Below are 15,254 nucleotides of genomic sequence, written 5' to 3'. Positions count from 1 at the left end.
CTGTTCGGCACTCTGGTTCGGAAATTGCTAGTTTCTATAGGTCGTAAGCGTTGCAGTAACAATAATTCTGCGCCACAAGCGCTCATATTGGTTCTTAGGGATTGAATAATGAAAAAAGCATTGCTGACCCTTTCTGCACTGGCGTTGTGCATGGCCGCCGGCTCCGCGCTGGCCAAGGAATACAAAGAGCTGCGCTTTGGCGTTGACCCTTCGTACGCACCGTTCGAGTCGAAAGCGGCCGATGGCAGCCTGGTCGGTTTCGACATCGACCTGGGCAACGCGATCTGCGCCGAACTGAAGGTCAAGTGCAAGTGGGTCGAAAGCGACTTTGACGGCATGATTCCGGGCCTTAAGGCCAACAAGTTCGACGGTGTGATCTCGTCGATGACCGTGACCCCGGCCCGCGAGAAGGTCATCGACTTCTCCAGCGAACTGTTTTCCGGCCCGACCGCTTACGTGTTCAAGAAAGGCTCGGGCATCACCGCTGACGTTGCGTCGCTGAAGGGCAAAACCGTTGGCTATGAGCAAGGCACCATTCAGGAAGCCTACGCCAAAGCCGTGCTGGACAAGGCCGGCGTGAAAACCCAGGCCTATCAGAACCAGGATCAAGTGTATTCCGACCTGACCTCCGGCCGTCTCGACGCCGGTATCCAGGACATGCTGCAAGCCGAACTGGGCTTCCTGAAGTCGCCAAAAGGTGCCGATTATGAAATCAGCCAGCCGGTCGACAGCGAATTGCTGCCAGCCAAAACGGCTGTCGGTATCAAGAAAGGTAACACTGAGCTGAAAGCACTTTTGGATAAAGGTATCAAAGCGTTACACGACGACGGCAAATACGCCGAGATTCAAAAGAAACACTTTGGCGACCTGAACCTCTACAGCGGTAAATAATGCCCCGGCGCCCATCCTCGATGGGCGCCTTTTCCATCCGCTCAGGTTGCTGATTTATGTTTGAAACCCTTCTGCAAAATCTGGGGCTGGCCTCGTTCAGTCTGCAGGGCTTCGGCCCGTTGCTGCTGCAAGGCACCTGGATGACCATCAAATTATCGGCGATGTCGCTGCTGGTGGCCGTGTTGCTCGGCCTGCTCGGCGCCAGTGCCAAACTGTCGCAAGTCAAACTGGTGCGCCTGCCCGCGCAGCTCTACACCACGCTGATTCGCGGCGTGCCGGATCTGGTGCTGATGCTGTTGATCTTCTACAGCCTGCAAACCTGGCTGACGTCGCTGACCGACTACATGGAATGGGAATACATCGAAATCAACCCGTTCAGTGCCGGCGTGCTGACGCTGGGCTTCATTTATGGCGCGTATTTCACCGAGACCTTCCGTGGCGCAATCCTTGCGGTGCCGCGCGGTCAGGTCGAAGCTGCCACCGCGTATGGCCTCAAACGCGGCCAGCGTTTTCGCTTTGTGGTGTTCCCGCAAATGATGCGCTTTGCCCTCCCAGGCATCGGCAACAACTGGATGGTCATGCTCAAGGCCACCGCGCTGGTGTCGATCATTGGCCTGGCTGATCTGGTCAAGGCTGCCCAGGACGCCGGTAAAAGCACCTATCAACTGTTCTACTTCCTGGTTCTCGCCGCCTTGATCTATCTGCTGATCACCAGCGCTTCGAACTTCATCCTGCGCTGGCTCGAACGCCGCTACGCCGCCGGTGCCCGGGAGGCGATACGATGATCGAACTCCTGCAGGAATACTGGAAAGCCTTCCTTTATACCGACGGCCAGAACATCACCGGGCTGGCGATGACGATGTGGTTGCTGACCGCCTCGATCTGCATCGGCTTCATCGTCTCGATTCCGTTGTCGATCGCTCGCGTTTCGCCGCACTTCTACATTCGCTGGCCGGTGCAGTTCTACACCTACCTGTTCCGCGGCACGCCGTTGTATATCCAGTTGCTGATCTGCTACACCGGCATCTACAGCCTCGCGGCCGTGCGCGAGCAGCCGATCCTCGACAGCTTCTTTCGCGATGCGATGAACTGCACGATCCTCGCCTTCGCCCTGAACACCTGCGCGTACACCACGGAGATTTTTGCCGGGGCGATTCGCAGCATGAACCACGGCGAAGTCGAAGCGGCAAAGGCCTACGGCCTGACCGGCTGGAAGTTGTACGCCTACGTGATCATGCCGTCGGCACTGCGCCGTTCGTTGCCTTACTACAGCAACGAAGTGATCCTGATGCTGCACTCGACCACGGTAGCGTTCACTGCGACCATTCCCGATATTCTGAAAGTCGCGCGGGACGCCAACTCGGCGACCTTTCTGACGTTCCAGTCGTTCGGCATCGCCGCGCTGATCTACCTGACCATTACGTTTGCGCTGGTTGGCCTGTTCCGCCTCGCCGAACGCCGCTGGCTGGCCTTCCTCGGGCCGACTCACTAGCAACGGCTTCAAAAATAAAGAGAAGAAAATGCGCCACCAGATCCATGACTTGCTGGCCCCGCTGCCGGGGACCGCACGGCAGATTCACAGTTTCCACTTCGGCCCACAGCAGGCCAAGGGCAAGGTGTACATTCAGGCCTCGCTGCATGCCGACGAACTGCCGGGCATGCTGGTCGCCTGGCATCTCAAACAGCGCCTGGCGGAGCTTGAAGCCGCCGGCCGCCTGCGCAGCGAAATCGTCCTCGTGCCGGTGGCCAACCCGGTCGGCCTCGAGCAAGTGCTGATGGATGTGCCGCTGGGCCGTTACGACCTCGAGAGTGGACAGAATTTCAATCGCTGGTTCGTCGACCTCAGCGAAGAAATCGGCAACGCGATCGAAGGCCAACTGAACGACGATGCACAGCACAACCTTGAACTGATCCGTGCCAGCCTGCGCAACGCCCTCGCCCGCCAGACGCCGACCACGCAACTGCAATCCCAGCGTCTGACCCTGCAACGCTTGGCCTGCGACGCCGACATGGTGCTGGACTTGCACTGCGACTTCGAATCGGTGGTGCACCTGTACACCACGCCGGAAGCCTGGCCGCAGGTCGAGCCGCTGGCGCGCTATATCGAAGCGCAGGCCAGCCTGCTTGCCACCGACTCTGGCGGGCAATCCTTCGACGAATGCTTCACCCTGCTCTGGTGGCAATTGCGCGAGCGCTTCGGCGAGCACTTCGAGATTCCGCTGGGCAGCTTCTCGGTAACCGTCGAATTGCGCGGCCAGGGCGACGTCAATCACCCGCTGGCCAGCCGCGATTGTCAGGCCCTGATCGATTACCTGATCCAGTTCGATGCCATCGTCGGCGAGACCAAGCCGCAACCGCCACTGCCTTACCCGGCCACGCCGCTGGCCGGTGTCGAACCTGTGACCACGCCGGTCGGCGGCCTGCTGGTGTACTGCGCCACGCCCGGCCAATATCTGCAAGCCGGCCAGCAGATCGCGGAAATCATCGACCCGGTCCACGACAAGGTCACCCCCATTCATTGCACCGCCGCCGGCCTGCTGTATGCGCGCTCGCTGCGGCGCATGGCCACCGCCGGCATGGTCATCGCCCACGTCGCGGGCGCCGAAGCCTATCGCAGCGGCTACCTACTTTCGCCTTGAGGATGCTCGTCCATGTACAAACTGACCGTTGAAGGCCTGCACAAAAGCTATGGCGATCATCAGGTGCTCAAAGGCGTTTCGCTCAAGGCTAAAACCGGCGATGTGATCAGCCTGATCGGCGCCAGTGGCTCGGGCAAAAGCACCTTTTTACGCTGCATCAATTTTCTCGAACAACCCAATGACGGCGCCATGAGCCTTGATGGCCAGGCGATCCGCATGGTCACCGACCGCCACGGCATGCACGTTGCTGACGCGGATGAACTGCAACGCTTGCGTACGCGGCTGGCGATGGTGTTCCAGCATTTCAACCTGTGGAGCCACATGACCGTGCTGGAAAACATCACCATGGCCCCGCGCCGGGTGCTCGGTTGCAGCAAACAGGAAGCCGAGGATCGCGCCCGACGCTATCTGGACAAGGTCGGCTTGCCGGCGCGGGTCGCCGATCAATACCCGGCGTTTCTGTCCGGCGGCCAGCAACAGCGCGTGGCGATCGCCCGGGCGCTGGCAATGGAGCCTGAGGTGATGCTGTTCGACGAACCGACCTCGGCGCTCGATCCGGAGCTGGTCGGTGAGGTGTTGAAAGTGATTCAGGGATTGGCCGAGGAAGGCCGGACAATGATCATGGTCACCCACGAAATGAGTTTCGCGCGCAAGGTGTCCAATCAGGTGCTGTTTCTGCATCAGGGTCTGGTGGAGGAAGAAGGTGCACCTGAAGACGTGCTGGGCAATCCGAAAAGCGAACGCCTGAAGCAATTTCTCAGCGGCAACCTTAAATAACGCCGCACACAATTCCCCCGAAGGAGCTGCCGGAGGCTGCGATCTTTTGGCTCTGCTTCAAAGATCAAAAAATCGCAGCCTCGTTTCACTCGTCAGCGCCTACAAGGGAATCGCGTTGTTTTAAACCTTTGGTCTGTTGCTGTGGTCTCTGAAACAACCCCTCCAGAGCGCACGCAGCCCGCATGGCGAAATCCCCCGACTTTGCAAAAAGCTGGTTCAGTGCCCGCGCGTGGAAGCCGTTCGCCTTTCAGAAACAGGTGTGGGCGGCGGTTAAAAACGGCGAATCCGGATTGCTCCACGCCAGCACCGGCGCCGGCAAAACCTATGCGGTGTGGTTTGCCGCACTCAATCGCTTCGCCCGCCTGCAACCGCCCGTGGCCACGCCGCGCAAACGCAAACCGACGGCCGAACCGCTGACCGTGCTGTGGATCACGCCGATGCGCGCCCTCGCCGCCGACACTGCGCGCGCATTGCAAACCCCGGTAGATGATTTACAGATTCCCTGGACCATCGGCCTGCGCACCGGCGACACCAGTAGCAGCGAACGCGCCCGTCAGGGCCGGCGTCTGCCGACAACGCTGATTACCACCCCGGAAAGCCTGACTCTGCTGCTCGCACGCGCCGATGCGCGCACGGCATTGTCGACCCTGCGCATGATCATCGTCGATGAATGGCACGAGTTGCTCGGTAACAAACGCGGCGTGCAACTGCAACTGGCGCTCGCCCGCCTGCGTCATTGGCAGCCAGGACTGATCGTTTGGGGCGTTTCCGCCACCCTCGGTAATCAATCCCACGCCGAGCAGGTTCTGATCCCACAGGGTGGCGGCGCCAGTGTTCAGGGCAAAAGCGAAAAAAGCCTGCAGGTAGACACGCTGCTCCCACCGGCCACCGAGCGTTTTCCGTGGGCCGGGCACATCGGTTTGAAGATGCTCCCGCAAGTGGTCGCCGAACTTGATGCCTGCGCCAGCAGCCTGGTGTTCACCAATACCCGCGCGCAATCGGAGATCTGGTATCAGGCGCTACTGCAGGCGCGTCCGGACTGGGCCGGGTTGATTGCCTTGCATCACAGTTCACTGTCCCGTGATACCCGCGACTGGGTGGAACAGGCCTTGAAGAATGGCCAATTGAAAGCGGTGGTCTGCACCTCGAGCCTGGATTTGGGCGTGGACTTTCTTCCGGTCGAGCGCGTGCTGCAGATCGGCTCGGCAAAAGGCGTCGCGCGTTTGATGCAACGTGCCGGGCGCTCCGGCCACGCACCGGGGCGCACCTCGCGAGTGACGCTGGTGCCCACCCACAGTCTTGAACTGATCGAAGCGGTCGCCGCACGCGATGCCGTCGAACAGCGGCGCATCGAGCCGCGCCTGTCACCGCACAAGCCGCTGGATGTGCTGGTTCAGCATTTGGTCAGCATGGCCCTCGGCGGTGGCTTTACCCCTGAGGACTTGTACAAAGAAGTGCGTGGCGCCTGGGCTTATCGCGACCTGACGCCGGCAGACTGGGCCTGGGCGCTAGCATTCGTACGTCATGGCGGGATGTCTCTTACAGCGTATCCGGATTACCGCCGGGTCGAGCCGGACGAACACGGCGTCTGGCGGGTGCCGGATGCACGTCTGGCGCGGCGCCATCGCATGAGCATCGGCACCATCGTCAGCGATGCCAGCATCAACCTGAAATTCTGGAGCAAGGGTGGCGGTGGCAAGCAGTTGGGGAGCGTCGAGGAAGGCTTTATTGCCCGACTCAAACCCGGTGATGGTTTCCTTTTCGCCGGCCGCCTGCTGGAGCTGGTGCGGGTGGAAAACATGACCGCCTACGTCAAACGCAGCACCGCAAAAAAAGCCGCGGTGCCACGCTGGAATGGCGGACGCATGCCGTTATCCAACGAATTGGCCGAAGCGGTGGTCGCGCGCTTCAGCGCCGCTGCTCAAGGTCAATTCAACGGGCCGGAAATGCAAGCGCTGCGGCCGTTGCTGGAAACGCAGATGCGCTGGTCCGGCTTGCCCACCACGGAAAATCTGTTGGCTGAAGTACTGAAATCTCGCGAAGGCTGGCACCTGTTCCTATATCCATTTGCCGGGCGGCAGGTGCATCTGGGGCTGGCGAGCCTGCTGGCGTGGCGCGTCAGTCAGCGCCAGCCGGTGACCTTTTCGATCGCAGTCAACGATTACGGCCTGGAACTGCTCAGCGCCACACCGGTGGATTGGGCCATGCATCTCGACGCGCACCTGTTCAACGCCGATGACCTGTTGCTGGACGTACTGGCCAGCCTCAACGCCGGTGAACTCGCGTTGCGCCGCTTCCGCGAAATCGCGCGGATCGCCGGGCTGGTGTTTGCCGGTTATCCCGGCGCGCCGAAAAGTACCCGCCAAGTGCAGGCGTCGAGCGGCCTGTTTTTCCAGGTGTTCAAACAATATGACGCTGACAACCTGCTGCTGGCCCAGGCTGGGGAAGAAGTTCTACGTGAAGAACTGGATATTCATCGTCTGGAACAGACATTGGAGCGCATAACTCAGATGAAATTGGACGTGCATCAGGTTAAACGTCCTACACCGCTGGGCTTTCCGCTGCTGGTGGAGCGGATGCGCGAGAGCATGAGTTCGGAAAAACTGGCTGACAGGATCAGAAGAATGGTCGGTGACCTGGAAAAAACCGCTGATAACGGCAAATCGTCGTGAGTGCGTACCCGATACGTCTGGCCGGCGAAGAGTTGTGGTTGCTGCCGGAGAAAGCCCTGTATTGGCCCGCGCAGGAAGCACTGCTGATCGCCGACGTGCATTTCGGCAAAGCAGCGGCTTATCGCAGCCTTGGCCAACCGGTGCCGCATGGCACGACGGCGAGCAACATCGAGGTGATCGACGCGTTGCTGGCACGGCTGCCGTGTCGCCAATTGATTTTTCTCGGTGATTTTCTGCATGGGCCTGGCTCCCATGTCCCGACGACACTGAACGCTCTGGCAGAGTGGCGAGCACGCCACGCTCATCTGCCGATGACGCTGATTCGCGGCAACCATGACAAACGCGCGGGCGACCCGCCGGCGTCGTTGAATATCCGCGTGGTGCCCGAACCGCTGTTGCTCGGGCCGTTCGCGTTGCAGCACGAGCCCGACGCGCATCCCGACCGACACGTGCTGGCCGGCCATGTGCACCCGGTCTATCGACTGCATGGAAAAGGCCGGCAAAGCTTGCGCCTGGCGTGTTTCAGGTTGGGTGAGCGCATCAGCCTGATGCCGGCGTTTGGAGCGTTTACCGGTGGTTATCAGGTCGAGCGCGACGACAACTGCAAAGTCTTTGTGATCGGCGACAACGAAATATGGCCCGTCAGCTAAATCGTAAAACGATCAGACCAATGGGCCATATTCGTGACAGTGGATCAGGCGACAGGCGCCGGAGGCGGTTCATCCGGAAGTGTCGGTTCGCCGGGTTCGGTCGGTTGTTCGTTGGGAGTATCAGGATCGGGCTGGCCGGGTACGCCGCCGGACAGGCTCAACGACGGATTCGCCAATAGCGACCAGGCCAGAACGCCTATCTGATTGGGCTCAAGCCTTGCCAGTTCAGCGCTGATTCGCGGATCGATCTTCATAGGGCACTCCTCAGTGAAGGCCCGTCTTTGTGTGTAACAAAAACGGGCAGTACACCCCATAGAGTGTCTGCCCGCCAAAGAATTCCCGACATCCGTCGGATGGTGACCTCAGGTGCGCGGCAACGTCACGCCACGCTGGCCCTGGTACTTGCCGCCACGATCCTTGTAAGAAACTTCACATTCTTCGTCGGATTCAAGGAAGAGCATCTGCGCCACGCCTTCGTTGGCGTAGATTTTCGCCGGCAGGTTGGTGGTATTGGAGAACTCCAGCGTCACGTGGCCTTCCCACTCGGGTTCCAGCGGCGTGACGTTGACGATGATGCCGCAGCGCGCGTAGGTGCTTTTGCCCAGGCAGATGGTCAGCACATTGCGTGGAATGCGAAAGTACTCGACGGTGCTGGCCAGGGCGAAGGAGTTCGGCGGGATGATGCAGACGTCGCTGTGGATGTCGACGAAGCTGCCAGCGTCGAAGTTCTTCGGATCGACGATGGCCGAGTTGATGTTGGTGAACACCTTGAAGTGGTTGGTGCAGCGCACGTCGTAGCCGTAGCTCGACACGCCGTAGGAAATCACCCGGCTGTCGTCGCTGCCGCGCATCTGGCGCTCGACGAACGGTTCGATCATGCCGTGTTCCTGCGCCATGCGGCGAATCCACTTGTCCGATTTGATGCTCATGGCGGGGTTGTCCTGAATAGCGAGGTGGAAAAATTCTGTCCGGCATCTTACCGGGCGCGTCGCCTCGTTCAAAGTGCGCAACGCAATTCTCGGCGAACGCCCCGTATTTACGCGATGTGGCGACGAACCGTCGCACCGCCGATCCCTAAAACAGAGAAACCTTTGCAAGAAGCATTGGCACGTTCCGGAAAAAGGGTTAAGGTGGCGCCACTGTGCTGCTTGTGTCACTGAGAATCTCTACACGATATGTTGAATTTCGATCCAACCATCTACAAGAATTTTTCCTGCTCTTTGCACTCAGTCTCGGCCAGGGTTCTTCCTGAGTCGCAGTTATCTTTGTTCAAGGAGTTACACCATGTCTAATCGCCAAACCGGTACCGTTAAGTGGTTCAACGATGAAAAAGGCTTCGGCTTCATCACCCCACAATCCGGTGACGACCTGTTCGTTCACTTCAAAGCTATCCAATCCGACGGCTTCAAAAGCCTGAAAGAAGGCCAACAGGTTTCTTTCATCGCTACCCGCGGTCAGAAAGGCATGCAAGCTGAAGAAGTACAAGTTATCTAACTTGTAGCTTCTTTAGAAAAGAGCCCCGCCCTTAAAAGCGGGGCTTTTTTGTGGGCGTCTGTTTTTCCACGGCGCAAAAAAAATCGCAGCCTTCGGCAGCTCCTACAGAGGGTTGATGCGCACCCTGCAGGAGCTGCCGAAAGGCTGCGATCTTTGGCTTAAAGCCTTTACCAAGCCACGCCAAACCCTGCGGTATAGCGCGTCTTGTTCAGATCCGCATCATTGGTGCCGCTGATGATGTCACGCTCGGCCTTGAGGTTGAGCGAGGCCCAGTCGGTGACCTTGTAGCGCAGGCCCAGCTCGGCATCCAGCGCATAATCGGCAACGCCCGACAGCGGTTTGCCGACTTCACCGTTGGTGAAGAACTCGACCTTCTTGCCGATCAGATAGCGGTTGTAATCCCACTTCATCGCGACGGAATAAAAGTTGTCCTTGCTGCCATCGCGATACTCGTAATCAGTGCGGTTGAGCAACGAGCCCAGCGAGAAAGCGCCCAACTCATCGTCCCAGAACTGGTAGCCAGGACCGGTACCGACCACCCGCTGGCGCGCCAGCTCTTCGATGTGATCCCGCTTGTAGTTCAGGCGACCCTGCCAGAACCATTGATCGGTAATGAAGCGGTCGAGGGAGTATTCGGCGCGCCAGTTGTTGGTGGTGGTTTGCGCATCCTGCACTTCGCGGTTGTACTCACCTTCAGCGGTATGGCGCCAGCGACCGTGACGCGCCGAGGTCTTGAACGCGACGTCGTAGTCATCGGTGTCTTTCTCGGCGCGCTGATAATCCAGAGCCAGGTCGACGTTGCCCTTCCATACCAGGTCGGTGACGATCGGCTTGGGCTTGAGGATCTGCTGAATGCTCGCCAGCTCGACAGTCTTCGGCGCCTCGCCATTGGCCAGAGTGACCTTGCCGTCGTCGGCCGCTGTGAGCGATTTCGACACTTCGCCGGCGTAGGCGTCCTGCTTCACCAGCAGGTGCTGGTCACTGTCCAGGGTCTTGACCTCTTTCCAGTCAATCGCCACCGCACCGGCGTATTTGGTCTGGATCAACAGCTTGCCGCCATCGAATACCGTGATAGTGCCGCTCAGCTTGTCGCCGTTTTTCAACCAGACGGTGTCGGCAAGCAGGGGCGTGGACGCGCTGAAAACAGCGAGGCACAACAAGGTTCTGGAGAACATAAGCAGATCGGGGGCTCAGAGTTGGCGAAAAGGGTCGGCATTATCCGTAGGATTTTGCCCATGACAAGGACTGACCGGACTATTTCAATTGAGTTCATTTCTCAACTGGGCCGCGAGCGATTACGCTTGTCGCCTTCGCCACACCAATGTTCAGGAGCCGCGCACGTGAAAGACCCGCTCGACAGTGTCGAAAACGATGCGCACATCCGACGCACGGCACTCTACTCGACACTTGCCCAAGTGCCCGAAGGCAAAGTCGTCAGTTATGGTCAGTTGGCCGAACTCGCCGGACTCGGCCGCGCCGCGCGCTGGGTCGGCCGTACCTTGAGCCAGTTGCCTGACGATACCAAGCTGCCCTGGCACCGCGTACTCGGCGCCGGCGGACGCATCAGCCTGCCAGTAGGCAGCCCGTCCGGCGACGAACAACGCGCGCGACTGCGCATGGAAGGCATTTGCGTCCAGAACAATCGTGTGGATATTCGGCGCCATGGCTGGCGTCCGGTAGAGCACAGCGGTTAGAGTGCGCGCTTTGTTTCCGCAATCTTGAGGCAGACTTCAGCCCATGCCCCGTAAAACCTGGCGCGCCGCGCTCGCCGCCTATGCCAGTCCTTCGACGCTCGTGCTGTTGTTGCTCGGTTTTGCCGCCGGCCTGCCGTACATGCTGGTGTTCTCGACGCTCTCCGTGTGGCTGCGTGAAGCGGGCGTGGCCCGTGAAACCATCGGCTACGCCAGCCTGATCGGTCTGGCCTATGCGTTCAAATGGGTCTGGTCGCCGCTGCTCGACCAATGGCGCTTGCCCTTGCTGGGCAAGCTCGGCCGCCGCCGTTCCTGGCTGGTGCTCTCACAGGCACTGGTGATTCTCGGCCTGATCGGCATGGGTTTCTGTGATCCGCAGAAGCATCTGTCCTGGCTGATCGCTATTGCCGTGGTCGTCGCATTTGCCTCTGCCACGCAAGACATCGCGGTCGACGCCTATCGCCTGGAAATCGCCGATGACAGCCGCCAGGCTGCCCTGGCCGCCAGTTACATGTCGGGTTACCGCGTCGCCGCCCTGCTCGCTACCGCCGGCGCGCTGTTTTTCGCCGAAGGTTTCGGCTCCACCGGTTTCAACTATAAGCATTCAGCCTGGACCGGCACTTATGTGCTGTTCGGCGTATTGATGGTGCCGGCGCTGCTGACCTCGCTGTTTATGCGCGAGCCGCCGGTGCCGCTGCGCACGCAGTTGCAGGCCGGGCGTTACACCTTCATGCATCAACTGATGTCGGTGTTCGTGCTGATCATCCTGCTGGTGTCGGTACCGGCGATGTTCACTCAGTTGTACAACACCGATTTCGCTGGCGTGCTGTTCGGCGACATGAGCCCGCTCGACCTGCTGCTCGAAGACCGCGCCTTTCTGCGCGCCATTCTCTATACGTTGCTGACGGGGATGTGTCTGTCAGCCATGGGCCGGCGCGGCCTGGCACCGGTGCTGACGCCGGTCAACGACTTCATTCTGCGTTATCGCTGGCAGGCGCTTTTGCTGCTGGGCCTGATCGCCACCTATCGCATGTCGGACACAGTGATGGGCGTGATGGCCAACGTGTTCTACATCGACCAGGGCTTCACCAAAGATCAGATCGCCAGTGTCAGCAAGATCTTCGGCTTGATCATGACCCTCGTCGGCGCCGGCATGGGCGGCCTGTTAATCGTGCGCTTCGGTATCTTGCCGATCCTGTTCATTGGCGGCGTGGCTTCGGCGGGGACCAACCTGCTGTTCGTCATGCTCGCGGACATGGGCCCGAACCTGCAGATGCTGGTCGTGACCATTTCCCTGGACAATTTCAGCTCGGGTCTGGCGACCTCGGCGTTCGTTGCCTACCTGTCGAGCCTGACCAACCTGAAGTTCTCGGCCACGCAATACGCCCTGCTCAGCTCGATCATGTTGCTGCTGCCGCGCTTGATGGGCGGCTATTCCGGCGTTCTGGTCGAGAAGTTCGGCTACCACAGTTTCTTCCTCATCACCGCCCTGCTCGGCGTGCCGACGCTGGTGCTGATTGCGCTGCACTGGTTTCAGGAGCGCCGCCGCGAAGGCGCGACACCGTCGCCCGAGCCAGCACCGACGCCCGTCACCGAAGAATCGTAAGACACTTCGCCAATGGCGGGAGCAATCCCGCCGCTGGATCTTTACGCCGGCCACACTTCTGTACGTCAGCAAAACTCGCCGGTACACTGCTTCGTCATTTCCAGTCATAGCAACCGACAACGGCCAACCATGCGCACCAGTCAATTTTTGCTCGCCACACAGAAAGAAACGCCTTCCGACGCGGTCGTGATCAGCCACCAGCTGATGCTGCGCGCCGGCATGATCCGCAAGCTTGCCTCCGGCCTGTACACATGGCTGCCGATGGGCTTGCGAGTCATGCGCAAGGTCGAAGCCATCGTTCGCGAAGAGATGAACGCCGCCGGTTCTCTGGAAGTGTTGATGCCGAGCACCCAACCGGCCGAGCTATGGCAGGAATCGGGGCGCTGGGAAGAATACGGCCCTGAGCTGCTGCGCATCAAAGACCGCCACGGTCGTGACTTCTGCGCGGGCCCGACCCACGAAGAAGTGATCACCGATCTGATGCGCAACGAGTTGAGCAGCTATAAACAGCTGCCGATCAACCTGTACCAGATCCAGACCAAGTTCCGTGACGAAATCCGCCCACGCTTCGGTTTGATGCGCGGCCGCGAATTCATCATGAAGGACTCGTACTCCTTCCACGCCGATCAGGCGTCGCTGCAGGTCACCTATGACCGCATGCACGAAGCCTATTGCAACATTTTTACGCGTCTGGGCCTGAAATTCCGCCCGGTTGAAGCCGACAACGGTTCGATCGGCGGCGCCGGCTCCCACGAATTCCACGTGCTGGCCGAGTCCGGCGAAGACGATATCGTTTTCAGCAACGGTTCCGACTACGCGGCGAACATCGAAAAAGCCGAAGCCGTGCCACGGGAAACCTCGCGCCCGGCGCCAACCGAAGAGCTGCGCCTGGTCGACACGCCAGACACCAAAACCATCGCGGCGCTGGTGGAAAAATTCAATCTGCCGATTGAAAAGACCATCAAGACCCTGATCGTGCATGCCGAAGAAGAAGGCAAGCTGATCGCGCTGGTGATTCGTGGCGACCACGAACTGAACGAAATCAAGGCTGCCAACCAGCCTGGCGTGGCCAGCCCGCTGGTCATGGCTTCCGACGCCGAACTGCGTGACGCGATTGGCGCCGGTGCCGGCTCGCTCGGCCCGCTGAACCTGCCACTGCCAATCATCATCGACCGCTCGGTCGCGATGATGAGCGACTTCGGTATTGGCGCGAACATCGACGACAAGCACTACTTCGGCGTGAACTGGGAGCGTGACCTGCCGGTTCCGACCGTTGCCGACCTGCGCAACGTCGTCGCAGGCGACCCAAGCCCGGACGGCAAAGGCTCGCTGGAAATCAAGCGCGGCATCGAAGTCGGGCACATCTTCCAGCTGGGCAACAAGTACAGCAAGGCGATGAAATGCGAAGTCCTGGGCGAGAACGGCAAGCCGGTCACCCTGGAAATGGGTTGCTACGGCATTGGCGTTTCCCGCGTGGTGGCTGCGGCCATCGAGCAGAACAACGACGCCAACGGCATCATCTGGAGCGACACCCTGGCGCCATTCCAGATCGCTCTGGTACCGCTGCGCTATGAAACCGAGCAGGTGCGCGAAGCCACCGACAAGCTGTATGCCGAACTGACGGCGGCCGGCTTCGAAGTGCTGCTGGACGATCGCGACAAGAAAACCAGCCCGGGCATCAAGTTCGCAGACATGGAACTGATCGGCATTCCACACCGGATCGTGGTCAGCGACCGTGGCCTCGCCGAAGGCAACCTGGAATACAAGAGTCGTTCCGAAGCAGAGGCGCAAGCGCTGCCGGTGGCCGATGTTGTGTCCTTCCTTCAGGCCCGTATCCGCCGCTGAAACCAGATAGAGACGTCATGTTCAAGCGAAACACCTTAGGCCTCGGTGGCGCCGCCCTGTGCGGCGCCCTGCTGGTCAGCGGCTGCGCCAATCACATGTCGCAACGCAGCGAGCACGAAGAGCGGGTCGAGCGAAAGTTGCTTGATCACAGCCTGCAAATCGATGTCGGCGAGCCCAAGGTGCTCGAGCTGCCGCAGCGACGCGTGAAGATCAACGAGCAGAAAACTTTCGAAGTCACCGAGTTCGAGGTTACCCGCCGTTACGACCGTTACACGCCTTATCAGCCCTGGCGCGAAGTCTATGAGATTCCGCTGGGTGCGGTAGCCGTGGTCGGTGGTGTCGGTGCGAACGTAGTCAACGTGTTCGCCCTCGGCAACCTGCCGGACAGCGTCACCAGAGATTGGCTGAGCTACGGTTTCGCCGGGCTCAACCCGTTCATGAATGTGCAGTCCAATGGCCGCGCACAGCAGAACCTTGCGGGCATCGATGAAGTCCAGCGCGACAAGCGCACGGAGTATTCGAGCCTGCCTTGGAGCGAGCGACCGGTGCAGGTCAAGGCCGGCAAGCAGACCTTCGACATGACCACCGATCGCAACGGCGTGCTGCGTTTGAATCTGCTCGACAGTCCGTTTGCCGAGCATGACCTCAATCATATCGGCCGCTTGCAGATCAGCGTCGAAGACGCCAAGGACGACGTGCATTCAGACTCGACGCTGATGCTCAGCGGCCACCTGCGCGGCAAATTGCTGGAAGCACACGGGCTGATTTATGACGATCTGGAAGATGACGAGGTGAGCCAGTGGGTGCACCGGGTCAAACGCCTGTCGGAACTGGGCCTGGAAGAAGAAGCCAGCGAACTGGAGCAGAGCCTGATCGAACTCACCCGCAATGACCCTGAGTTGCAGGCTGAGTTTCTCAAGTCTCTGGCCAAGGATGCCGGGCGTTTAGTGGCTGATCCGGGACCGAATTAAAAAGCACAAGCTAGAAGC

The 15,254-nt window shown here is 59.9% G+C and carries 15 protein-coding genes; 12 read left to right on the top strand and 3 right to left on the bottom strand.

Annotated elements, in window-relative coordinates; all coding sequences use genetic code 11:
• Window positions 1–108 precede the first annotated feature (108 nt).
• The 7 genes from CXF97_RS10050 (at window position 109) to pdeM (ending at window position 7,629) form a co-directional block, all read left to right on the top strand.
• Window positions 109–891 (top strand): transporter substrate-binding domain-containing protein, encoded by a 783-nt coding sequence (locus CXF97_RS10050; RefSeq protein WP_042608231.1) that lies wholly within the window; start codon window positions 109–111, stop codon window positions 889–891.
• A 56-nt stretch (window positions 892–947) separates the two neighbouring features.
• Entirely contained in the window at window positions 948–1,676 is a 729-nt protein-coding gene (locus tag CXF97_RS10045; protein ID WP_101158369.1) for an ABC transporter permease, read from the top strand.
• A complete protein-coding gene (locus CXF97_RS10040; protein ID WP_039762607.1) occupies window positions 1,673–2,383 on the top strand; it encodes an ABC transporter permease in 711 nt (236 codons plus the stop codon). Before CXF97_RS10045 ends, CXF97_RS10040 begins: the two co-directional genes overlap by 4 nt.
• A 28-nt stretch (window positions 2,384–2,411) precedes the next feature.
• On the top strand, window positions 2,412–3,530 hold the full coding sequence (locus tag CXF97_RS10035; RefSeq protein ID WP_101158368.1) for a succinylglutamate desuccinylase/aspartoacylase family protein: 1,119 nt from the start codon (window positions 2,412–2,414) through the stop codon (window positions 3,528–3,530).
• 12 nt (window positions 3,531–3,542) lie between these two features.
• A complete protein-coding gene (locus tag CXF97_RS10030; protein WP_041478066.1) occupies window positions 3,543–4,307 on the top strand; it encodes an ABC transporter ATP-binding protein in 765 nt (254 codons plus the stop codon).
• Between the two features lie 182 nt (window positions 4,308–4,489).
• Complete coding sequence (locus tag CXF97_RS10025) at window positions 4,490–6,979, top strand: ligase-associated DNA damage response DEXH box helicase (protein WP_101158367.1); 2,490 nt, start codon at window positions 4,490–4,492, stop codon at window positions 6,977–6,979.
• The gene (gene pdeM, locus CXF97_RS10020; RefSeq protein WP_371918378.1) at window positions 6,976–7,629 is read left to right on the top strand and encodes a ligase-associated DNA damage response endonuclease PdeM; all 654 of its coding nucleotides are present in this window, start codon (window positions 6,976–6,978) and stop codon (window positions 7,627–7,629) included. The genes CXF97_RS10025 and pdeM overlap by 4 nt, the downstream gene beginning before the upstream one ends.
• 44 nt (window positions 7,630–7,673) lie before the next feature.
• On the opposite strand, the gene CXF97_RS10015 is transcribed toward pdeM, so the two are convergent.
• Window positions 7,674–7,883 carry a hypothetical protein gene (locus tag CXF97_RS10015; RefSeq protein ID WP_016771389.1) on the bottom strand — a complete coding sequence of 70 codons (210 nt, stop codon included), beginning with the start codon at window positions 7,881–7,883 and terminating at the stop codon, window positions 7,674–7,676.
• 108 nt (window positions 7,884–7,991) lie between these two features.
• Window positions 7,992–8,558 (bottom strand): dCTP deaminase, encoded by a 567-nt coding sequence (gene dcd, locus CXF97_RS10010; RefSeq protein WP_007940589.1) that lies wholly within the window; start codon window positions 8,556–8,558, stop codon window positions 7,992–7,994.
• 355 nt (window positions 8,559–8,913) lie between these two features.
• Between dcd and CXF97_RS10005 the strand changes: the two genes are divergently transcribed.
• The gene (locus tag CXF97_RS10005) at window positions 8,914–9,123 is read left to right on the top strand and encodes a cold-shock protein (RefSeq protein WP_002554837.1); all 210 of its coding nucleotides are present in this window, start codon (window positions 8,914–8,916) and stop codon (window positions 9,121–9,123) included.
• A 167-nt stretch (window positions 9,124–9,290) separates the two neighbouring features.
• Here the strand turns inward: CXF97_RS10005 and CXF97_RS10000 are convergent, their stop codons facing one another.
• Window positions 9,291–10,298, bottom strand: a complete 1,008-nt coding sequence (locus CXF97_RS10000) for a DUF481 domain-containing protein (RefSeq protein WP_101158365.1) — start codon at window positions 10,296–10,298, stop codon at window positions 9,291–9,293.
• A gap of 165 nt (window positions 10,299–10,463) precedes the next feature.
• Between CXF97_RS10000 and CXF97_RS09995 the strand changes: the two genes are divergently transcribed.
• The 4 genes from CXF97_RS09995 (at window position 10,464) to CXF97_RS09980 (ending at window position 15,236) form a co-directional block, all read left to right on the top strand.
• On the top strand, window positions 10,464–10,817 hold the full coding sequence (locus tag CXF97_RS09995; RefSeq protein WP_101158364.1) for an MGMT family protein: 354 nt from the start codon (window positions 10,464–10,466) through the stop codon (window positions 10,815–10,817).
• A gap of 43 nt (window positions 10,818–10,860) precedes the next feature.
• Complete coding sequence (locus CXF97_RS09990) at window positions 10,861–12,420, top strand: AmpG family muropeptide MFS transporter (protein WP_101158363.1); 1,560 nt, start codon at window positions 10,861–10,863, stop codon at window positions 12,418–12,420.
• Between the two features lie 129 nt (window positions 12,421–12,549).
• Complete coding sequence (locus tag CXF97_RS09985; protein ID WP_101158362.1) at window positions 12,550–14,265, top strand: proline--tRNA ligase; 1,716 nt, start codon at window positions 12,550–12,552, stop codon at window positions 14,263–14,265.
• 17 nt (window positions 14,266–14,282) lie between these two features.
• Complete coding sequence (locus CXF97_RS09980) at window positions 14,283–15,236, top strand: hypothetical protein (RefSeq protein WP_101158361.1); 954 nt, start codon at window positions 14,283–14,285, stop codon at window positions 15,234–15,236.
• The last annotated feature ends 18 nt before the right edge of the window (window positions 15,237–15,254 follow it).

The sequence above is a fragment of the Pseudomonas sp. Choline-02u-1 genome, from assembly GCF_002836515.1.
In the GTDB taxonomy this organism is placed as follows: domain Bacteria; phylum Pseudomonadota; class Gammaproteobacteria; order Pseudomonadales; family Pseudomonadaceae; genus Aquipseudomonas.
The sequence above is the reverse complement of the archived record's forward strand: the minus strand, read 5'-3'. Positions and strand labels throughout refer to the sequence as shown.